Annotated in this window: 20 protein-coding genes and 1 pseudogene; 17 read left to right on the forward strand and 4 right to left on the reverse strand. The window is 45.2% G+C overall.

Annotated features, from left to right (window positions below; genetic code table 11):
* Positions 1-8: 8 nt before the first annotated feature.
* The 5 genes from J7545_RS07740 (at position 9) to J7545_RS07760 (ending at position 6113) form a co-directional block, all read left to right on the forward strand.
* Positions 9-830: a creatininase family protein gene (locus J7545_RS07740; protein WP_413038607.1), complete on the forward strand. Its 822-nt coding sequence runs from the start codon at positions 9-11 to the stop codon at positions 828-830.
* Between the two features lie 501 nt (positions 831-1331).
* Entirely contained in the window at positions 1332-3485 is a 2154-nt protein-coding gene (locus tag J7545_RS07745) for a polyribonucleotide nucleotidyltransferase (RefSeq protein ID WP_318700205.1), read from the forward strand.
* A gap of 162 nt (positions 3486-3647) precedes the next feature.
* Positions 3648-4706: a GDSL-type esterase/lipase family protein gene (locus tag J7545_RS07750; RefSeq protein WP_318700204.1), complete on the forward strand. Its 1059-nt coding sequence runs from the start codon at positions 3648-3650 to the stop codon at positions 4704-4706.
* Between the two features lie 162 nt (positions 4707-4868).
* On the forward strand, positions 4869-5165 hold the full coding sequence (locus J7545_RS07755) for a hypothetical protein (RefSeq protein WP_318700203.1): 297 nt from the start codon (positions 4869-4871) through the stop codon (positions 5163-5165).
* 27 nt (positions 5166-5192) lie between these two features.
* Complete coding sequence (locus tag J7545_RS07760) at positions 5193-6113, forward strand: histidine kinase dimerization/phospho-acceptor domain-containing protein (RefSeq protein ID WP_318700202.1); 921 nt, start codon at positions 5193-5195, stop codon at positions 6111-6113.
* A 60-nt stretch (positions 6114-6173) separates the two neighbouring features.
* Here J7545_RS07760 and aat read toward each other — a convergent pair whose 3' ends face one another.
* A complete protein-coding gene (aat, locus tag J7545_RS07765) occupies positions 6174-6767 on the reverse strand; it encodes a leucyl/phenylalanyl-tRNA--protein transferase (RefSeq protein WP_318700201.1) in 594 nt (197 codons plus the stop codon).
* A 189-nt stretch (positions 6768-6956) separates the two neighbouring features.
* On the opposite strand from aat, the gene J7545_RS07770 reads away from it, so the two are divergent.
* Positions 6957-7289 carry a hypothetical protein gene (locus J7545_RS07770; protein ID WP_271940056.1) on the forward strand — a complete coding sequence of 111 codons (333 nt, stop codon included), beginning with the start codon at positions 6957-6959 and terminating at the stop codon, positions 7287-7289.
* Between the two features lie 28 nt (positions 7290-7317).
* Here the strand turns inward: J7545_RS07770 and rpsN are convergent, their stop codons facing one another.
* Together rpsN and J7545_RS07780 are read right to left on the reverse strand one after the other, a co-directional pair.
* Positions 7318-7620, reverse strand: coding sequence for a 30S ribosomal protein S14 (gene rpsN, locus J7545_RS07775; RefSeq protein WP_271940139.1), 303 nt, complete (start codon positions 7618-7620; stop codon positions 7318-7320).
* A gap of 138 nt (positions 7621-7758) precedes the next feature.
* Positions 7759-10815 carry a PAS domain S-box protein gene (locus tag J7545_RS07780; RefSeq protein ID WP_318700200.1) on the reverse strand — a complete coding sequence of 1019 codons (3057 nt, stop codon included), beginning with the start codon at positions 10813-10815 and terminating at the stop codon, positions 7759-7761.
* Positions 10816-10994: 179 nt separating this feature from the next.
* Here J7545_RS07780 and J7545_RS07785 point away from each other — a divergent pair, with 179 nt between their 5' ends.
* The 4 genes from J7545_RS07785 to J7545_RS07800 all read left to right on the forward strand — a co-directional run bounded on the left by J7545_RS07785 (position 10995) and on the right by J7545_RS07800 (position 13150).
* The gene (locus J7545_RS07785) at positions 10995-11858 is read left to right on the forward strand and encodes an urease accessory protein UreD (protein ID WP_318719388.1); all 864 of its coding nucleotides are present in this window, start codon (positions 10995-10997) and stop codon (positions 11856-11858) included.
* 82 nt (positions 11859-11940) lie between these two features.
* Positions 11941-12246 carry an urease subunit gamma gene (gene ureA, locus J7545_RS07790; protein WP_318700198.1) on the forward strand — a complete coding sequence of 102 codons (306 nt, stop codon included), beginning with the start codon at positions 11941-11943 and terminating at the stop codon, positions 12244-12246.
* Positions 12247-12256: 10 nt separating this feature from the next.
* A complete protein-coding gene (locus J7545_RS07795) occupies positions 12257-12568 on the forward strand; it encodes an urease subunit beta (RefSeq protein ID WP_318700197.1) in 312 nt (103 codons plus the stop codon).
* Positions 12569-12679: 111 nt separating this feature from the next.
* Entirely contained in the window at positions 12680-13150 is a 471-nt protein-coding gene (locus J7545_RS07800) for a DUF4079 domain-containing protein (RefSeq protein WP_318700196.1), read from the forward strand.
* Positions 13151-13227: 77 nt separating this feature from the next.
* Here J7545_RS07800 and J7545_RS07805 read toward each other — a convergent pair whose 3' ends face one another.
* Entirely contained in the window at positions 13228-13905 is a 678-nt protein-coding gene (locus J7545_RS07805; RefSeq protein ID WP_318700195.1) for a DUF1997 domain-containing protein, read from the reverse strand.
* Positions 13906-14187: 282 nt separating this feature from the next.
* Here J7545_RS07805 and J7545_RS23960 point away from each other — a divergent pair.
* From J7545_RS23960 to J7545_RS07835, 7 genes and pseudogenes are all read left to right on the forward strand, one after another.
* Positions 14188-14265 (forward strand): annotated as a pseudogene (locus tag J7545_RS23960) (SDR family NAD(P)-dependent oxidoreductase); the annotation flags it as partial.
* 86 nt (positions 14266-14351) lie between these two features.
* Positions 14352-15518 (forward strand): hypothetical protein, encoded by a 1167-nt coding sequence (locus J7545_RS07810; protein ID WP_318700194.1) that lies wholly within the window; start codon positions 14352-14354, stop codon positions 15516-15518.
* Between the two features lie 48 nt (positions 15519-15566).
* Positions 15567-16808 (forward strand): GNAT family N-acetyltransferase, encoded by a 1242-nt coding sequence (locus J7545_RS07815; protein ID WP_318700193.1) that lies wholly within the window; start codon positions 15567-15569, stop codon positions 16806-16808.
* A 165-nt stretch (positions 16809-16973) separates the two neighbouring features.
* A complete protein-coding gene (ruvX, locus tag J7545_RS07820) occupies positions 16974-17387 on the forward strand; it encodes a Holliday junction resolvase RuvX (RefSeq protein WP_318700192.1) in 414 nt (137 codons plus the stop codon).
* A 170-nt stretch (positions 17388-17557) separates the two neighbouring features.
* Positions 17558-18106 carry a DUF3727 domain-containing protein gene (locus J7545_RS07825; RefSeq protein WP_318700191.1) on the forward strand — a complete coding sequence of 183 codons (549 nt, stop codon included), beginning with the start codon at positions 17558-17560 and terminating at the stop codon, positions 18104-18106.
* 86 nt (positions 18107-18192) lie between these two features.
* Positions 18193-19269, forward strand: coding sequence for an endolytic transglycosylase MltG (mltG, locus tag J7545_RS07830; protein WP_318719389.1), 1077 nt, complete (start codon positions 18193-18195; stop codon positions 19267-19269).
* Between the two features lie 28 nt (positions 19270-19297).
* A complete protein-coding gene (locus J7545_RS07835; RefSeq protein WP_271940044.1) occupies positions 19298-19846 on the forward strand; it encodes a YqeG family HAD IIIA-type phosphatase in 549 nt (182 codons plus the stop codon).
* Positions 19847-19928 lie beyond the last annotated feature (82 nt).

Consider the following 19928-nt stretch of genomic DNA (forward strand, 5'->3'; position numbering starts at 1 on the left):
TTAAAATGATGCATAGCTTTATTCCTCCCCATCGCTTTTTCCCTTATTTAACTTGGACCGAGATTCGGGATATGCCCAATAAAGAAAATGTGGTGATTGTGCAACCCATAGGGGCAATTGAGCAACATGGACCCCATTTACCCTTAATTGTCGATTCGGCGATCGCCACTGGAGTCTTAGGAAAAGCACTAGAAAAGCTCCCTGAAGATATCCCAGTCTACGCCTTACCCACCCAATATTACGGCAAATCTAACGAACACATTAACTTTCCAGGAACCATTACCCTCAGTGCCCAAACCTTGCTTGCGGTACTCAAAGAACTGGGAGAGAGCATCTATCGCGCTGGTTTTCGCAAACTCGTTTTTCTCAATGCCCATGGAGGACAACCTGAAATTATTAGCATTATCGCCCGTGATTTGCATATCCAATACGCGGATCTGATGGTCTTTCCCCTCTTTGTTTGGCGCGTTCCCAATGCATCGGGTGAACTGCTCAAATCACAACCCCATCCAGAATTAAGTATTCACGCCGATCTGGGAGAAACCAGCCTTTTGCTCTCCCTACTCCCCGATCGAGTGCATATGGAGCGAGCCGTGAAAGAATATCCTCAAGGATTACCCCCAGAAGATAGCCTACTGTCTATGGAAGGAAAACTCCCCTTTGCTTGGGCAACCCATGAACTGAGTCAAAGTGGGGTATTTGGCGATCCGACAGGTGCAACCTCTGAAATTGGCGATCGCCTCCTCGACTCCCTCGCTCAAAGTTGGGCGAAAGTGCTGCAAGATGTCTATGATTTTTCTCGACCCAACCTAGTACCGCGATCGCATTAAAATAGTGCATTAGAATTAGAATTAGAATCAGATCGGGAAGAGGGGATAGGAAGGCGTTTCGCGCATTCTCTGATTTTGTAGAATGGAATGCGTTCTATGAAATGTGGCAACGTTTGCAGGAGCAGATAGAATTACTGCAATCGAGTTGAAATTGATGTTAATTGAGAATTATCTAATTGCCATCCAAGTTAAACTCTTAACCAGTAGAGTTGTTCACTCTTTTACTATTCTCAAGGCTAGATGTAGGGATTCAGGTGTTGTCACTCTCCAAGATATTGCACGGGATATAAATCCCCTTGGACAAATATTAGTTCCACTGTGGGCTGGAAATCGATCGCTTCTCAACTGTCCCAAACCCTGATAAGATGAAGTCTTTGCTTCCCTGTCCTCCCTGCTAAAACACTCAAAAACCTGATCGTTCTCACCATCAGGTAAACATCAATGTTAGGATTGCCACAGAGAAGAAACGAAAAGATGTGTCAATAAAAGGTAACGAATTGCATGGTAGAGATAGACAAGTCAATATCCTTTGACGGACGGGATATTCGGCTCAAAGTGGGAATTCTTGCGCCTCAAGCTGGTGGTTCAGTTCTGATCCAATCGGGAGATACGGCAGTTTTAGTGACGGCAACTCGTGCTTCAGCACGGGAAGGAATCGATTTTCTACCCCTACTGGTTGACTATGAAGAGCGACTCTATGCTGCGGGGCGAGTCCCAGGTGGATTTTTGCGTCGAGAAGGAAAACCCTCGGAAAAAGCCATATTAACCAGTCGCTTAATCGATCGCCCCTTACGTCCCCTGTTTCCCTCCTGGTTGCGGGATGATATTCAAGTCGTAGCCACAACTCTATCGATGGACGATCGGGTTCCCCCCGATATTTTAGCGGTCACGGGTGCATCCCTAGCGGTGATGTTAGCGAAAATCCCCTTTTACGGGCCCATGGCTGCTGTACGGGTGGGATTAGTTGGCGATGATTTTGTGATTAACCCCACCTATACAGAAGTGGAGAATGGTGACCTCGACCTAGTGGTGGCTGGATCGCCCGATGGTGTGATTATGGTGGAATCGGGAGCCAACAAACTGCCAGAACAAGATATCATCGAGGCGATCGATTTTGGTTACGAAGCGGTTTGTGACTTAATTACTGCCCAACGGGAATTAATGGCAGAAATGGGCATCGAATTAGTCATTCCCGAAGTGCCTCAAGAAGATGAAACCCTCACCCAATTTATTAGCGATCGCGCTACGGAGAAAATTAAAGGCATTCTTTCCCAATTTGATCTGGATAAACCCACCCGCGATCAGCTCCTAGACGATATTCGAGAAACTGAAATCTCCTCTGCGATCGCCGAACTCCCAGAAGACGACTCCATTCGTCAAGCCGCAGAAGCTGATGATAAGGCAATCTCCAAAACATTCAAAAGCTTGACGAAGAAGCTGATGCGTAAACAAATTGTGGATGACGGAGTGCGTGTCGATGGACGCAAACTCGATGAAGTTCGCCCCATCTCCTGCATGGTGGGCCTATTACCGCCTAGGGTTCACGGTAGCGCTCTCTTTAACCGAGGGTTAACCCAAGTAATGTCCATCGTCACCCTGGGAACCTCTGGAGATGCCCAAGAACTCGATGACCTGCATCCCGATGCCCAAAAACGCTATATCCATCACTACAACTTCCCTCCTTATTCTGTGGGAGAAACCAAACCCATGCGATCGCCCGGTCGTCGGGAAATTGGCCACGGCGCTCTAGCAGAACGGGCTATTATCCCCGTACTGCCCCCTAAAGATGACTTCCCCTATGTGATCCGGGTGGTCTCTGAAGTTCTCTCCTCCAACGGTTCCACCTCCATGGGGTCGGTCTGTGGCTCAACCCTAAGTCTCATGGATGCTGGTGTCCCCATTGCTCAACCCGTTAGTGGTGCAGCCATGGGTCTGATTAAAGAAGGGGATGAAGTGCGTATCTTGACCGATATCCAAGGCATCGAAGACTTTCTTGGCGATATGGACTTTAAGGTTGCCGGAACTGACTCCGGGATTACCGCCCTGCAACTGGATATGAAAATTACTGGATTACCGGTAAGCGTGATTGCTGATGCGATTAAACAAGCCAAACCAGCCCGGTTACATATCCTAGAAAAGATGACCGGTACCATCAGCACCCCTCGCGAAAACCTATCGTCCTATGCCCCTCGGATCGTCACGTTCAAAATTGACCCCGAACGGATTGGCTTAGTAATTGGGCCGGGTGGAAAAACGATTAAGGGCATTACGGAACAAACTGGAGCTAAAGTCGATATCGAAGATGATGGCACGGTCATGGTCTATAGTTCCGATCCGGAAAAAGCCAGACAAGCCCAATACCTGATCCAAAACATGACCAAAAAGCCTGAAGAAGGGGATGTTTATCTGGGCAAAGTCACTCGCATTATCCCCATTGGCGCTTTTGTCGAGTACCTTCCAGGGAAAGAAGGCATGATCCATATTTCCCAGTTGGAAGATCGACGAGTGGGTAAAGTCGAAGATGTGGTGGCTGTAGGCGATGAAGTGATTGTCAAAGTGCGTGATATTGATAATAAAGGACGCATTAATCTGACTCGCTTGGGCATTCATCCGGAGGAAGCAGAAAAGGCGAGACAGGAGGTTAAATCTTTTTAGCTAGGCTGCCCAGAAGCCCACACTAGCCTTTCGGTATAGTGTGGGAGTCGGTCATATTTTGAGCGTTATTACCTTTGCCATTACCTATTGCCTGATTCCAACTTATCCTGACTCGGATACTCACGGCTGTCAAAGAAAAAAGCGTTGTTAGTATCTGCTAGTATGAGTCACTATAGTTTATTGGCCCTTAGTCTATTGGCCCAAGGCACAGCTACCGATCTGGGGGATGGACTGCTCACCGTTCTGCCAATGGATGAGTTCGTTCCTCCCGTATCTGATGCTTCCTCCGATCTGTCTTTAGCACGAATCGTTGAGGAAGTGTTGGATACTTTGCCTACAGTTGATGACTTTCAACCCCAGTTTAGTCAATCAAATCAGGTAGCTCAGTTGAGTCTGGATCGAACGGCAAATTTACTGCCAGTAATGCCCCAACCAGCAACTTCTGCGGCTGCCGTTGAGTGGCGGCCGGTATCCGGAAAGCAATTGTATCAACAAAGACTGGCGGCGTTGAAAGAAGGGAAGATTTATACTCGTTTGTCGGTTAATAGTTTTGCCGATCGCTGGACCAAAGCAATAGAACAACCGACTCATCAACAATGGCAATGGTTATTAGAGCTAGAAGCTAAGGCGATCGCCAGCGGTCAAGGAAAAAATCGCTTAAATGTATTGGTGGGAGACTCCCTCAGTGTTTGGTTCCCCCATGACCAACTCCCCCCAGGTAAATTATGGCTGAATCAAAGTGTCTCAGGAGAAGCCACTCGACATATTCTCCAACGCTTACATTTTTTCAACTCCACTCAACCCGATCGCATTTTTGTTTTAGCTGGAATTAATGACTTGCGTCAGGGAGTGAGTAATCAGGTCATTATCCAAAATTGGCGCACCATGGTGGAAAACTTACGCCACAAGCACCCCAACTCAGAAATTATTCTCCAGTCCCTGTTACCCACAAGATTAGAGGCGATTGGCAATCAGCGTATCCGTTATCTTAATGGACATTTAGCAGCGATCGCCCATCAAGAAGGAGCTACCTATCTCGATCTCTATTCTCAATTTACCGACGACCAAGGAAACCTAGACCGGAATCTAACCACTGATGGCATTCATCTGAGTCGCCAGGGTTACAGCATTTGGCAACAGGCACTCCACGAATACGAAAATCCCCAACTGTTGGATCGAGGCTATCATGCGATCGAAATTGAGAGTGCGATCGGGGGATAGGGAGACACGGGGATAGGGAGACACGGGGGCACGAGGACATGGAGATCGCCTATTGTCTAGCGCTTTGTGCTATATTTTTTAGATTTCCTTCCACTCTTAACTTGTCCATAACCTATTTACCTATGTTATCATATAGATGACGTATAGATAAAAAACAGGCTGATGACTGCCAAACGTAAGTTAGTCACCTTTAAAACGGATGAGAAGCTTTGGAAAGATTTCAAAACCGTTTGTGGCAAAACCACCGCTACAGAAGCATTTATCAGCTTTATGGAGCGCTGTGTAGAACAGGGAATACTACCCTCAGATCAGCCGACCCCCGAACAGTACGCAGCCCTAGAACAACGGGTTGCTACCTTAGAAACGCTTGTGATCCAAGGACAAGAACAAATCTTAAAATTGAGCCAAAACATTAATCAACCTCAAAGTCGTGTTGCAGCTAATTCATCCAAAAAATAATCCCAGTTAATAAAGGAATTTAAAACTATGCTAACTCCTGAGCCAAAGATTTTAGTCATCTACAACGCTTTAAGCGATTTAAAAAGCATCCTGGGCCTTTTGCAAGAGAGTGGTTATCAAGTGCAAACCCTATCCTATAGAGAAGGGCAATCTACTAAAATTCTAAAAGATCGCCCTGACTTAATCTTAATCGATCGTCGTGAGGTACACCCTGAAAATCTGGCATGGATTACGTCCTTATGTGGTCAAGCTGTCATGAAATCGATTCCTATGGTAGCGATGACGACCTTAGAAGATCTCATGGATCATTATCCTTTTTATCTCGATTATCAAATCGATTACTTACTCAATCCCTTTGAAGCAGAAGAATTATTATCGCGATTAGAAACCCATTTCCAAGCGTCCCATGAATTTCAAGACCTTCACACTCAAGAAGAATATCAGTCTCCTTCTCCTGTCGCTGATGACCAACCACTAGAACTCACCTGGATCGATCATCTCAATCATGAGATTCGCACTCCCTTACATGGCATTTTAGGTCATATTCAAATGCTCTATCGTGAGTCGGATTTAACTCCACAACAAAAGTCTCACTTACACAGGATTGAAATCTGTAGTCATCAGGTTCTGCAAACTATGCATCAGATGCTTAATCCCTCTGACAAAGACGATTTTAGGGAATATAAGACTTTAGCTCCTCAACCCTCTATAGAAGTTTCCTTAGAGGCTTCTCAGATTCCTCCTAGTGGCGAACTGATGACCCTATATAATGCGGCTCAAATTGGGGATATTGAGGTGATTGAACAGGAAAGTTTACGCTTGAAAGCTTTAAGCCCGAGCTATTTGAAATTTGCCAATTGCATTCTTGAGTTAGCTGAACAGTTTGAAGATAAAAAGATTGTGGAGTTGATTCGGCAATATGCTTCCTTAGAGCAACGGGTCAGTTGAAGTTCGAGTGCTAGAAAATTGTAACACTATAGTATAGCGGTTCTCTTGTCAGTGATTAAATTAAGGGTAAAACGAGCAAGGTCGTTCTACGGCTATTGGTAGTAGAGCCTGATACTCTGAATTACTGATAATATAAGCGCCGAACCGAGCTAAATGGGGGTTCATCATTTGTGCATCAAAGAGGAGAAAGTGGCGATCGCGCAACCATTCAACTAATTTGACCATGGCTACCTTAGAGCCATCGGGAATCCGAAAAAACATGGATTCCCCAATAAAAGCCCCACCAATGACGATACCTAAAATCCCTCCAGCTAGGGTATCATTCTGCCAGGTTTCAAAACTATAGGCCCATCCCGCGCGGTACAGAGCCAAATAAATAGCTTTGAGTTCTGAGGAAATCCAAGTTGAGGGGCGATCGGCACATCCTTCTACAACTGCCTCAAAATCACGATTAATGGCTACCGAAAACCGGTTTTGGTTCAGAACGCGTTGCAGGGATTTCGGATATCGGAAGCGATCGTCGAGGGGGATCAGAGTACGAGCCTTACTTGAATACCAGCTTAACGTTGAGGACTTTTTTTCATCCTCGTCTTCGGACATCAAGAAAAAGCCTTGGCGATACCCGTCAATAATTAAGGGGATATCATAATCCATAGTATTCTACTATAATTCATCAATCTGAAGGTTGCTCTTCAAGGAAAGGGGAAAACTGGGTTGTCCCGATTGAGTTGTGCCGTTTACCTCTTGGCTTGTCCATTGACAAAACGGCGAAAGACCTTAACTTATTATTTATAACTATTCCCCATTACTGATTACCCCTTACCAGAAAAAAGCACTATATCTATGACTGAACCGATTCAACCGATTACGTTACCTCTAGCTAGAGATGCACAACAGGAGGGACAATGGTTACAAAAAACCCTGCATCAGTGGCTCGATCGAGAGTTTCTACCAGAACCAGTCAATCATCAGATTGCCCAGCGAGCCACCCAAGTCTATGTACGACATCGATTGGAAGGGGAAACAGATCTCGGTTCCCTAGTGATTGCGATTGTCACTGAAATGCAGGGATTTGATTTTTCCGAAAGCTTTTATGGCGAATTTGCGATCGCCAATGCAGTAAGTGATTTATTGCTTCAAAGTCTAGGGATTGATACTTGTTGTGGTCAAGGCTAGGGATTGTCAGCCAATCCCTATCTCTAATCTACCAACTGGATTTGACCACTCCTGGTAATAGCCCCTCGTGGGCCATTTCCCGAATCACATGGCGAGATAGGCCAAAATCGCGGTAATATCCTCTAGGACGGCCTGTCGCCCAACAGCGATTGCGCAAACGACTGGGAGCGCTATTACGGGGAAGACGTTGGATTTGACGATGGAGTTCAAATTTTTCCCCTGGATCATCAGCTTTCCGGAACTGCTCAAGTAACTCTTGGCGCTTCTGAGCATACTTCTGTACTAGCTTTTGGCGTTTCTTTTCCCGCTCGATCATACCCTTTTTAGCCATGGGTAACTGGTTCACCTCTGTTCTAAAGACACCATCTTCCATTATAGCACGCTCCTTAGATTGTCACCACTACTGAGGTTAAAGGTTAAACCTAAAAAACGATACCCTTCTGTACCTCTGAGTGTTTCCGTATCCTCCTCACCCCACCGGCTTAATGGGGATTCTAATCACAAATTCCGATCCTTTTCCAGGTTCCGAGAAACAATCAATTTTTCCCCGATGTTTTTCGACGACAATCTGATAACTAATCGACAGGCCTAATCCTGTTCCTTTACCGACAGGTTTAGTAGTAAAAAACGGATCAAATAATCGGCGTTTAACTTCTTCCGTCATCCCTTGACCATTATCTTGAATTCGGATCGCCACATGGGGAGTTTTCCAATCCTTGGGTTTTCCCCGGTCTGTCACAATGGTAATTTGGCGAGGTTCTGCTCGATTTTCCAGAGCATCAATACTATTACTAATGATATTCATAAACACTTGATTAAGTTGACTGGCGTGACATTCAACTTGGGGCAAATCACCATAGTTTTTAAGAACATTGATGCCACCCAATGAGCCTTTAGCTTTCAGACGATGCTGCAAAATAAGCAAGGTATTATCGATGCCCTCATCAATTTGAACCGGTTTCATTTCCGCTTCATCTAACCGGGAGAAATTCCGGAGTGACAGGACAATTTGACTAATCCGATCCGCTCCCACTTTCATGGAATCGAGCATTTTAGGTAAATCTTCGCGCAGAAAATCAATATCAATATCTTCGGATTCGTCCAGAATATCTTCATTCGGTTCGGGATAGTGTCTCTGATACAGTTCTAAAAGTCTTAATAAGTCTTCAATATAATTACTGGCATGAAGAAGATTACCATTAATAAAATTAACAGGATTATTAATTTCATGGGCAATACCCGCCACCATCTGTCCTAAGCCTGACATTTTTTCCGTTTGCACTAATTGCGCTTGAGTTTGTTTGAGCTTTTTCAAGGTCTGTTCTAATTGTTGAGCTTGGGCTTGGGCATGGAAGGCAGCGGCACGAGTTTGGGTATAGAGTTCAGATTGGTCAATGGCGATCGCCAGTTGGTCACAGGCTGCTCGTAACAGTTCCACCTCACTATCGGTCCAGACTCGCGATTTGTGACATTGACTACAGACAATTGCCCCCAATTGACCGGTATGAGTTCGCAAAGGAACTAATAATTCTGACATAATGCCAAATTTTTCTAACAATTCTTGATGATAGGGATGTTCATCACTATTGATCCGGGTATCATCAATGCGGAAAATATCCAAAGACTGGAATTTTTCCACCACTTCCTCCACTTGAGTAATGGGATATTCACCTAATAAACTGGGCAAATCTCGCTCTTGAGCTTCATGGGTAATCGTTAAAATGGGTAGATGGATGGATAGACTATCTTTCATGGGTAAAATGCACCAGAGAAAATGACAGCTATCAATTTGCAAAAGATTGCGAATTTCATGGACAGCGGTATCTAGAATAGTATTAAGATCTAAGGACTTACGAATTTGACTGGCTAATCCAAATAATAAACCTTCTCGACGGCTAATTAATTCAGTTCTGGCCCAAGAGCGGTCAATAGCTAAAGCGATCGCATCAGAAATCCACGCTAACATCTGATAAAGGTCTTCGCTGAAGGGATTTCGACCGAGGACTGCTAACACCCCCAATAAGCGCTCTTCCAGAATCAGGGGATATCCAGCAAAGGCTTGGATCTGTTGATCAGAAATCCAAGCCGGAGCGCCAATGCAAACATCATTAGCCGTATGATTGGTACAGTAAGCCTGTTGGCGGGTAGCGATAAATCCAATCACGGAAATACCTAAGGGAATTCTAGCCTGTAGGGGATCGGTTAAGGTAATTGACCCAGCTAAGGCTTGCAATTCCAACATTTGACTTTCAGCATCAAATGTCCAAATTCTAGCACCAATGGCTTCGAGTTGCTCAATTAAAATTTGCGTACAGCGATCTAAAAGTGCAGGTAAATCTCCCCCTTGTCCCAAAGTTTTTCCGATTTCAGCCGCTAAACTAGACAGTTGCGATCGTTCTAATAAAACGGCTTCTGCTTGTTTGCGCTCGGAAATATCATGGATAGAAATAGATAAACCCTCAGTGTAGGGATAAATTGCCACTTCCAACCATCTAGTTAAACTAGGGTTAAACGTTTCCAAATGTCTTGCTTTCTGCTCCAGAGTAGCTTGGTCACATTCCGGTTTCAAGATTTTTTGCCAAAATTCGGGCAATAAATCCCACAAGAGTTGTCCTAAGATTTTATGCTGTTCTGAAAACAAAAGACATTGAGCTTGGGCATTAACATACGTTATATGACTTTGCTGATCGACGGTTAAGAGGGCATCACTAATACTGTCTAAAATCTTAGTGATTTTTTCTGTCTGTTGTTCAAAGCTTGCTTGGGTATCTTGGCGCTCGGTAATATCACGAGAAACTGTAATCAGTTCTTGGAGTTCGTGAGTTTGGGGATCGTATAATCGGCCAATAGTGGTTTCAAACCATAAATAATGCCCCTGTTTATGGCCCATCCGATAGGTTAGGATGCGAATATCTGCGGGATCGAGAAGACGTTGACCTGCTTTTTGTAAGCGTTGTAAATCTTGGGGATGGAATAAATCTTCAACGTGGGTTCCTAGCAGTTCTTGAGGGGTATAACCGAGTAGCTTTTCACAAGCGCCAGAGGCATATAAACAAATTCCTTGGGGACTATAGCGAGCGATTAAGTCTTGCGTATTGTCGGTCATAATCCGATGGCAGTCTTGACTTTCTTGAAGTTGAGCTTCGATTGGTTTGCCATCGCTTAGAGCTTTAGGCGTGAGTTCAATGAGCCAGAATTTAGGGGTTTGGGATAAGGGGGCAATCTCTACATTAAGAAACTTTCCGGGAGTATTTTGGAGCGTCCAAGTATAGTCTTGGCGATCGCTCATCGGCAGAATGGTTTCTAGAGTCACTTGCTCTAGATCCGAAGGGAAAAAGAACGTTAGAGGTTTACCGACTAGATCGTCTATGGCAGCATCGTGGAGTTTAGCATAAGCACAATTGAGATAGATTAAAGTTGCATTCTGGTCAAGAATGCCCATGGCTACTGAACTTTGATCCCAAACTGCTGAGAGCAAGAAGGTTTGGGGTATCATAGTCAGGTCAGTAAATTCAGATTGTGCCATACTCTTAAGTCTGTCAGCAATTACAGCACGAAGCGCTGGAATAGGTCATGGGTAATCGGTAAACCGTTTTTAACTTTAAAAGCAAAATCCCCCATTGATCGAGTTTCGGAGAGGTTCGGATAGATGCTAGATCTAAATTTTACTCGAAGATCCCACTTAGTTCTCGTTACATTGGCTAAATGCTCGATCCTACACAAGCAAGATTGAACCTCCAGTCTACTCAATGGCAGGGAAAATTATCGGTTCAGTATCGGTTGTCTGCGGGCCGAACCTATCCCGTTGTTGAGGAGATGGTTGCACCTCTGAAGCTGCAACGTCCATTTTACAACCTAGGATCGGGTCACTGCCAAAGTGTTCTTTTGCATACGGCAGGGGGGTTAGTGGGCGGAGATCGCCTTTCTGTGTCCCTAAATTTAAGGCCAGAAACGTCTGTATTCTGGACTACACCCTCCGCAACTAAAGTTTATCGCTCTGCGGGAGAAATGGCTCGAACTCAGGTACAGATTCGGATTGAAGCAGGTGCAAGCTTAATTTGGTTTCCTTTGGAGACGATTTTGTTTAACGGCGCTCTTTATCAGCAGGATCTTCAGGTGGAATTATCTCCTGGAGCGATTTGGTGTGGCTGGGAGTGGACAAGGTTAGGGCGCACGGCCCTAGGGGAGGGTTTCGATCGCGGACAATGGCGCTCTCGAACTCAAGTCACCCAGCAGGGAATGCCCCTGTGGATTGATGCCCAGAGTAGCTTGACCCAGCAAAGGGCTTTAGACGCTGATTATGGCTTGGGAGGATATCCTGTGGTGGGATCGTTCTGTTGCTTGGGGAGGGAGATCGGGCGATCGCTCCTAGAAGAGATACAAGCCTTTTTTCCCCGTTCTGAAAAAAAGTTCTCCGTTGGGGTTACTCGACTGCCTCAAGGCCTCCTCTGTCGCTATCGAGGATATTCTACGGAAGAGGGAAAGCGTTTGTTTATGGGGGCTTGGCAGATTTTATCTCCAGATCGGGGACGAGACAAAAAATCTATGAATAGAATTTGGCCATTATAGCATTAAGTCTTAATTTTGGCATTTTGATCGAAAATTGTCAATAAATGCTATAAAAAAAGATAGATTAATCGGCTAAGGGACTATGCAACTCACTCCCCAAGAAAAAGACAAATTGTTGATTTTTACGGCGGCGCTATTAGCAGAAAGACGTAAAGAAAAAGGGTTGAAGCTAAATTATCCGGAAGCTGTGGCCTATATTTCATCTGCTATCCTCGAAGGAGCAAGGGAAGGGAAAACAGTAGCAGAACTGATGCAATTGGGAACAACCTTGTTAACTCAAGAAGAGGTGATGGATGGGATTCGTGAAATGTTAGCTGAAGTGCAAGTAGAAGCCACATTTCCAGATGGCACCAAATTAGTTACAGTCCACGATCCAATTCGTGCATGAGGTAAGGTTTATGATTCCTGGAGAACTGTTGGTTGAACCTGGAGAAATTGAATTGAATGCCGATCGCCCCACGGTGACGATTTCCGTAGCGAATCGGGGCGATCGTCCGATTCAAATCGGCTCCCATTTTCACTTTTATGAAGTCAATTCAGCCCTACATTTTGAGCGCGATCGGGCCTTGGGAATGCGCTTAGATATTCCGGCTGGAACGGCTGTCCGTTTTGAACCAGGGGATGAACGGGAAGTGAATCTTGTTCCCTTTGTAGGCGATCGCCAGGTCTATGGCTTCCAAGCTCAGATTAATGGCCCTTTACCTAACTAACCGTCCTAACTCACGCATTCACTGCTATACATCAAATTAGCTCTACCACGATACTAGGAACTGTTTTTGTGATAAGTTAAGTTTTGTAAACAACTTCTCACGGAGACACCCATGGAGATTCCAGAATCCATTAAACTATGGAGTCAATTCTTCCACCCCTTCTTAATGTGGGTTTTATTAGCCCTGATCCTCTATAGCATGTATCTGGGTTTCAAAATTCGCGAAACCCGCAGCGCTACCGGTGACGCAAAAAAAGAATTAATCAAAGGAAAATTTAACGCCAAACACCATAAAATCAGTTCCATTATTCTAGCCTTGATGGTGATAGGAACTCTTGGAGGAATGGCCGTTACTTACATTAATAATGGCAAGCTCTTTGTGGGTCCTCATTTAATCGTCGGTTTGGCAATGACTGGAGTTATTTCTATTTCGGCAGCACTGACCCCTTGGATGCAAAAAGGAAACGATATCGCTCGATATAGCCATATTACGCTCAATACCGTTTTAGTCGGTTTGTTTGCCTGGCAAGCAGTAACAGGTCTGGATATTGTGAACCGTATTTTAGAGAATATGTTCTCTTAAATCCATCCTCGAAAGGCAAGGGGCTTCAAACCCCCTTGTCCAAAGCAGCATTAGAGAACAAGAAATAGATCCAACCCCTAATTTCTCGGTTGGCGAGGGAAAGTACGGTTGTAGGTCTGGTGAAAGTCCTTGAGAATTTTATGATTGAGACAATGAGAAACCTGACGTACAATTTGGGCTAAGAGGCGATCGCCTGTTTTTTGAATTAAACTTTGGGGCAGAGCATGAATAAAGTGGGGAAAATACACCTTCACCTTTAAATCTAGCGTCCATTGGGCATAAGTCATCCTCCCCTCTTCACTCACCCGATCGACGGCTTCTACCAACTCCATGGAAGAGCGAAAATCAACCTCATATCCGAGATCTACATCATCGGGGACAGCAATAGAGTTAATTGTATAGATGCCTTGAAGTTGGGGTTGCATTTCCAAGCCGACTTTTGGCTCCACATCATAGCCAAATGCACCGAATTGACCAATAATTAAAGCATAGCCATTCTTACTAATGGGGCGGACTTTCATGGGAGCTGCACAACGGCAAAACCATCCCTGATGGTCGTCAAGATACTCAGCAACGGTTTGGGGATGGGCATTAAATAAAAGTTTGCCTTCAGCTAATGTGGAAAATTGGAACGGTTCCTTGACGATTTCTTCCTGCGCCACAGTTTCCAATGATGTGTACTCTGGAACTGCCCCCAAAATTACATCCGATTGATTGTGGTCTTGCTCTAAATTTAAACTCGATTGAAGCTTCATGATTTTGAACTATCCCCATAATTCGACAATTGGCCACTGGAATAGAAGCTATCACCAGCACATTTACTCAATCGAGCAAATGATTTGATCCCCAATTTCTGGCTCAATTGGGTCAATCCATTTGACCTAATGCTTAGTGTACAAATCTATCCTTATTTTTTTATAATCCAGATCACACCTAGGCAGAGATCTGGATCGGCAGAGGTCTGAAAACCCTTAGAAAACCAAGGTTAAGGTTGTAATGTTAATATTTGTAGAGAAATTGTAATCCCCCGAAAAACCATGAAAGCATTTGTAGCCGGAGCAACTGGAGAAACTGGAAAACGGATTGTTCACGAATTAGTAAAGCGAGAGATTCCCAATATATATTAACAGGAGATGGCAATTGCAAGCCATTCAGGTATAGTGAATCGAGACAAATAATCAGCGTTGGGTTAGGTTCGGTTGTGATTGCAGAAAGTATTGGAATTGGTCTAGGAGGTTCAGCTCTCCTGTTTCTATGGGTGATTGAGAATCAATATCGAGGTCGCCCTGGGAATCAACTGGCCCTGAAGTTTGAACAGTGGCAAGGAGAATTTTTGGCGGCTGACCATTATCAGTTGGTGGGAGAAGCCGTTTTAGTCAATGAAACCTCGACCTTGGAAATTATGGTTCCAGAGGTTTCCGTAGAGGTGGAACTACTCAGTAAGGGATCGTTGGAGGGAGTAAGCTGGAAAACTCGCGTGATTCCCCTGCACTCGGATGCTCCGAGTCGAGACGATGATTATTGGTTTGCCTATATTGTCAAAGTGGGTAAACAGACACGGTTCAAAATTAGCATTGATATTACGGGGACGAATTTGGATCGGGTGCAAACGGCTTGGATTAAGGTCAATTATGTCACCTATGGTCCAGAAGGACGGATTCCAAAAACGGGTCATTCGGTCTATGCGCTCCAGTATCCCGATACCTCCCAATTGGCTTCAGGACGAGAGGCAGAAGGGACGCAGGTGTTTCCGATTCCGACCCATATTTTAACCGATCGGGACGATCCAGCAGCGGTAGTAGAGAGGTATGTTTTGCCTCATGCTCAACCCGGAGATATAGTGACGATTGGAGAAACCCCGATCGCCCTCATGCAAGGTCGGCTGCGCCATCCCACTACGGTAAAACCCGGATGGGTTGCCAAACGGATTTGTTATTATTTTCTCCCAACATCGAGTTTGGCTACCGCTTGCGGAATGCAGACGTTGGTGGATATCGTCGGGCCAGTGCGGGTGGCGTTTGCCTTTGTGGTCGGGGCTTTAGCCAAAGCTCTGTTGCGTAAACCGGGTGTCTTTTATCAACTCGCTGGAGAGCAAGCGCGGTTAATTGATGATGTGACGGGAACCTTGCCTCCCTTCGATCAATTTATTGTCCTAGGGCCAGAAAAACCGGAAGAGGTGGTAGCTAAAATTAAAGAAAAAACGGGATTATCAGCGGCGATCGTGGATGTCAATGACTTGAAAGCCGTTAAAATATTAGCAGCGACCCCAGATTTATCAACGGAGTTGCTCACTAAAGCCCTCAGAAGTAACCCAGCGGGTAATGCTGATGAACAAACCCCCATTGTTCTGATTCGACCCCAGGGTTAATTATCCTCACCGATCCCCCGTTCCCCCTGTCGATTGAGAGAATACCCCATGATACCAGCGTCTCCCCAAAATTTAGAAAAACAGACGGAAATCCGGAGTTTGCAACATCGAGACCTCGATGTGGTGGAAGCTTTACTCGATACGGGGGCTTCTTCTCCGATGCTGGGTAAGGATAAACCCTATTCGGGACAGGATATTCGCCAGTGGTTTGGAGTCTTAAAACTGTTAAGTTTATTTCCTAATCTCTGGCGCTATAAGCTGTCGATCCATGTGGCAGAGCAGCGTCAGCGCTCCGAAAGTACGGATGAACAAGTGGTGGGGGTGATCGAAATTTCGCCTTTTAACCGCACTCGCAGTACCTGGCGGGTCGATCGCGTGGGAGTGAAACCAGGAGTCTCGCGATCGGGGATTGGTTCCCTACTCCTGCGCTATTGTATGCAAGCGGTGCGAGAAGCCAGAACTTGGTTGTTGGAAGTGGATGTGAATGAGGCGGATGAAATTGCCCTGTATCGGCAAAATGGGTTTCAGCCTTTAGCTCACATGACCTATTGGGCGATCGCCCCGGAACAGCTCGCTAAATTAGCCCAACGGGAGCCGGATCTGCCCAATCTCTTACCAGTGAGTAATGCTGATGCCGGACCGCTGTATCAATTGGATACCGTCGCCATGCCGCCCTTTGTACGCCAGGTCTTTGACCGCCATGTGGATGACTTTAAGACTCCCTTGTTGCAATCGGTGATTGACGGGATTAAGCAATGGTGGACGAAAACTGAGGTGGTGAGTGGCTATGTGTTTGAAACGCAACGGCAAGCGGCGATCGGCTATTTTCAGTTACACTTGCAGCGTCAAGGTGAGGGCTACCATCAAGCGGAGTTGACAGTTCATCCTGCTTATACTTGGCTCTACCCAGAATTAATGGCGCAAATGGCTCGCATTACCCAAGAGTTTTCCCCCCAACCTTTATATTTAGCTTCGGCAGATTATCAACCGGAACGGGAGGAACATTTGCAGCAAATTGGTGCAAGTCGGATCGGTCATACGTTGATGATGTCGCGATCGGTTTGGCATAAATTGCGGGAGTCGAAGTTAGTTTCTCTGGAAGGTCTACAACTCTCGGATATGCTGCAAGGCTTACAACCAGCCGGAAAACCCATTCCGGGACGGATGTCAATTCTCCATTCTTTGAGTCTGGAGGAGAATGCGGAAGACCTTTCCCCTGGTGACAAAGAGGGTAATGGTGGAGTTGAAGGGGATGGCACTGGGGAGAACGGTTCATCGGTGGAGCAATGATTTTAGTCGAAGAAACCGGGCTTCTGGTTGCCAGTGCGATCGCCACTGAAAACCCAGCTACTATAACCTATTCCCCATTCCCCATTCCCTGCTAGGGAATAGGGAATAGATTATGGTCGCTAGGTTTCAGTTAAGATAAGCGAGATCGAAGTTACAGGAGATTGCATGATTTCAGCTTTGGGTTTGGATATTGGTCAGAAACGAATTGGGGTGGCAGGATGCGATCGCCTCGGATTACTCGCAACCCCCCTCACTACCATCTATCGTGAATCTTTTGAGACAGATATTGCCATCCTCAAGCCGATCATTATTGAACGGGAAGTCAGTATTTTAATCATCGGTTTGCCCTATCGGATGGATGGACAATTAGGCACTCAAGCTCAACAAGTGCAAAAGTATAGCGATCGCCTGCAACAGGCTCTTCAATTACCCGTCGAGTATGTAGATGAGCGCTGCACGTCCCTGGAAGCGAAAGAAATCCTCGTCTCCCGAAAACGCTCCCCATCTCACAATAAAGGATTAATTGATGCCCAAGCTGCCGCCTTAATTTTGCAACGTTGGCTCGACGATCGCGCATAACTGGAACAATACTCTAGGACATTCACCTCTCCATTAAACTAAAAGAGGCAAACCCGATCAAATCCTTTTACCCATTACCGATTACCCTTGTGCCGTGCGAAGCGCATATAAGATATGATAAAAGGTCGAAGTGAATCCGCGATCGCTGCGGTCAATAGGAAGTAACCCTCATGGCTCAAGAAGCAATGGAGAACGATCCCCTGACTGTATTCTTAACCGATTCTGGGGGACAGGAATTAGAATGCACAATTGAATATTCCTTTACCCATGAAAACGAAAACTATTTCGTTTTATTGCCCAAAGATACCCCTGTCGAAATTTTTGTCTGGCAAACTTCTGGAGAGGAAGAAGATCTAGTTCCGGCAGAAGATCCCTCTATGATTGATGAACTGTTTAACTTAGCTAAAGCAGTTTTATCCGAACAAAATCTGCAACTCAAACGTACCGGAATTACACTCACTGTAGAAGGAGATATTCCTGATTTAGAAGAAGAGGATGATGAAGATATTGATGGCGATCTCGAATCATTCCAGTTATTAGCCAGCTTCTATTTTGGTGAAGATGAGTATGAAATTTCTACACCTTTAGACCCACTTTTCTTGCTCGGGAAAATGGCAGACCATGGTAAAGCCACCGAGCTGTCTGAAAGTGAACTCAAGACAATTGAACATTTACTACCAGAGATTGAACAGACTTTAGCAGAAGAACTCTTGGCTTAACACCTGAAAACACAATCCTTAGTAGTGGCATAAATTGCCAAAATATTTAGGGTGCATCCGTAAAATCAGATAAAACTTGCTTGGTTATGACAACCCGTAATTCACGAATCACAAAGTGGTTCTTTTATTTAATGCTTTTACCCATCGTTGTTGCCTTCTCTGGATGGCAAGGATGGCGGTGGTGGAGTTGGGCTATTAGTCCGGTTATGTCTGCAAGTGCTGAGGCCAGGGATCGTCAAGTGCTAGTTGAAATTGGCCTCGGAACTTCAGGACAACAAATTGGTACGGATTTAGCCGATCTCGATCTCATTCGCTCAGAACAGGCTTGGAATATTTGGGCGAAATGGCTTAGATTACAAGCCAAACTTAAACCGGAGTTAGAAGGCTATTTCCAAGCAGGAACCTATCAGTTGTCTCCCACCCAGTCCTTACCGGAAATTGCGGCTCAAATTCGATCGGGAACCGTGATACAAACTACTTATACCATTCCAGAAGGCTGGACGTTGGCCCAAATGGGGGATTATTTTGAAGACCAAGGATTTTTTACATCCCAAGAGTTTTTAGAAGCAGTTAATCGAGTTTCTGGCCAAGATTATCCTTGGTTACCTTCTGTGCCGAAATTGGAGGGTTTTTTATTTCCAGATACTTATCAGATTTCTGGGGATAATTTGACGGCCGATCGCATCGTTCAACAGATGTTAACTCAATTTGAACGGGTGGCCCTGCCTCTGTATCAAAAAGCTCAAGCGCAAACGGATTTGAGTCTTTTGGAGTGGGTGACGTTGGCGAGTATTGTAGAAAAAGAGTCGGTTGTTGCTCAAGAACGAGGGGTGATTTCTGGGGTATTTCATAATCGACTGCGAACAGGAATGACTCTAGGCGCTGATCCCACGGTGGAATATGGTTTGGGAATTAAGCAAACGCCGGATCAACCGTTGACCTTAAAGGATGTGAATACTCCAAATCCTTATAATACCTATTTGAATCCAGGATTACCGCCCACGCCGATTGCTGCTCCCGGAACAGCGAGCTTAGAAGCAACCCTCTATCCGGAAACAACGGAGTATCTTTATTTTGTGGCTCGCTATGATGGGACACATATCTTTAGTCGCACTCTCAATGAACATAACCAAGCGATTAACCAAGTTGCCCAACAACGTTAACCCTAAATGGGTCTCATTTTTTTGTCCTATGTCTTCTAATCTTCTCCTGCAACCGGATCTCGTTCTTGGTGGCCCAATTTTGGATTTAACGCCAGATTTGTTGCGCTTGCACGATCTCAAAGGTCTGATCCTAGATGTTGATGATACTCTTGTACCCATAAATTCACCAGGTGCTTCTGATGACTTGAAAAATTGGATTGCACAGATCAAACCCTTGGTTCCCATTTGGCTGGTGAGTAATAACCTAAATTGGATTAGAATTCGGGCGATCGCTGAGTGTTTAGACTTACCATTTATGATGGGAGCGGCTAAACCTTCCCGGCGAAAATTGCGTCAGGCTGCCGAAAATATGGGTTTACCGATTGAGCAGATTGCAATGGTTGGCGATCGCCTGTTCACAGATGTCTTAGCTGGGAATCGTTTGGGAATGTTTACAATTCTAGTTGAACCCATGGTCGATCCCCACCACGGTTATCGACCGTTTGATGTTCGATCCTTTGAAGTGTGGTTATCTCAGATGTTGGGCGCTCGCTTGAGTCCTTCCGTACAAAACTTTACAAATCTTGATAAAACCTGAAAAAACGAAATATAAAGAAAAGATTACGAATCGGGGATCATCAACAAATTGATGCAATTATGAGAATTAGTTCAAATGGGGT

The sequence above is a fragment of the Roseofilum sp. SBFL genome (genome assembly GCF_017746885.1).
In the GTDB taxonomy this organism is placed as follows: domain Bacteria; phylum Cyanobacteriota; class Cyanobacteriia; order Cyanobacteriales; family Desertifilaceae; genus Roseofilum.

Coding starts and splice junctions, on each gene's coding strand:
- J7545_RS07740 (WP_413038607.1), top strand. CDS start 9: ATGCATAGCTTTATTCCTCCCCATCGCTTTTTCCCTTATTTAACTTGG.
- J7545_RS07745 (WP_318700205.1), top strand. CDS start 1,332: ATGGTAGAGATAGACAAGTCAATATCCTTTGACGGACGGGATATTCGG.
- J7545_RS07750 (WP_318700204.1), top strand. CDS start 3,648: ATGAGTCACTATAGTTTATTGGCCCTTAGTCTATTGGCCCAAGGCACA.
- J7545_RS07755 (WP_318700203.1), top strand. CDS start 4,869: ATGACTGCCAAACGTAAGTTAGTCACCTTTAAAACGGATGAGAAGCTT.
- J7545_RS07760 (WP_318700202.1), top strand. CDS start 5,193: ATGCTAACTCCTGAGCCAAAGATTTTAGTCATCTACAACGCTTTAAGC.
- aat (WP_318700201.1), bottom strand. CDS start 6,767: ATGGATTATGATATCCCCTTAATTATTGACGGGTATCGCCAAGGCTTT.
- J7545_RS07770 (WP_271940056.1), top strand. CDS start 6,957: ATGACTGAACCGATTCAACCGATTACGTTACCTCTAGCTAGAGATGCA.
- rpsN (WP_271940139.1), bottom strand. CDS start 7,620: ATGGCTAAAAAGGGTATGATCGAGCGGGAAAAGAAACGCCAAAAGCTA.
- J7545_RS07780 (WP_318700200.1), bottom strand. CDS start 10,815: ATGGCACAATCTGAATTTACTGACCTGACTATGATACCCCAAACCTTC.
- J7545_RS07785 (WP_318719388.1), top strand. CDS start 10,995: ATGCTCGATCCTACACAAGCAAGATTGAACCTCCAGTCTACTCAATGG.
- ureA (WP_318700198.1), top strand. CDS start 11,941: ATGCAACTCACTCCCCAAGAAAAAGACAAATTGTTGATTTTTACGGCG.
- J7545_RS07795 (WP_318700197.1), top strand. CDS start 12,257: ATGATTCCTGGAGAACTGTTGGTTGAACCTGGAGAAATTGAATTGAAT.
- J7545_RS07800 (WP_318700196.1), top strand. CDS start 12,680: ATGGAGATTCCAGAATCCATTAAACTATGGAGTCAATTCTTCCACCCC.
- J7545_RS07805 (WP_318700195.1), bottom strand. CDS start 13,905: ATGAAGCTTCAATCGAGTTTAAATTTAGAGCAAGACCACAATCAATCG.
- J7545_RS07815 (WP_318700193.1), top strand. CDS start 15,567: ATGATACCAGCGTCTCCCCAAAATTTAGAAAAACAGACGGAAATCCGG.
- ruvX (WP_318700192.1), top strand. CDS start 16,974: ATGATTTCAGCTTTGGGTTTGGATATTGGTCAGAAACGAATTGGGGTG.
- J7545_RS07825 (WP_318700191.1), top strand. CDS start 17,558: ATGGCTCAAGAAGCAATGGAGAACGATCCCCTGACTGTATTCTTAACC.
- mltG (WP_318719389.1), top strand. CDS start 18,193: ATGACAACCCGTAATTCACGAATCACAAAGTGGTTCTTTTATTTAATG.
- J7545_RS07835 (WP_271940044.1), top strand. CDS start 19,298: ATGTCTTCTAATCTTCTCCTGCAACCGGATCTCGTTCTTGGTGGCCCA.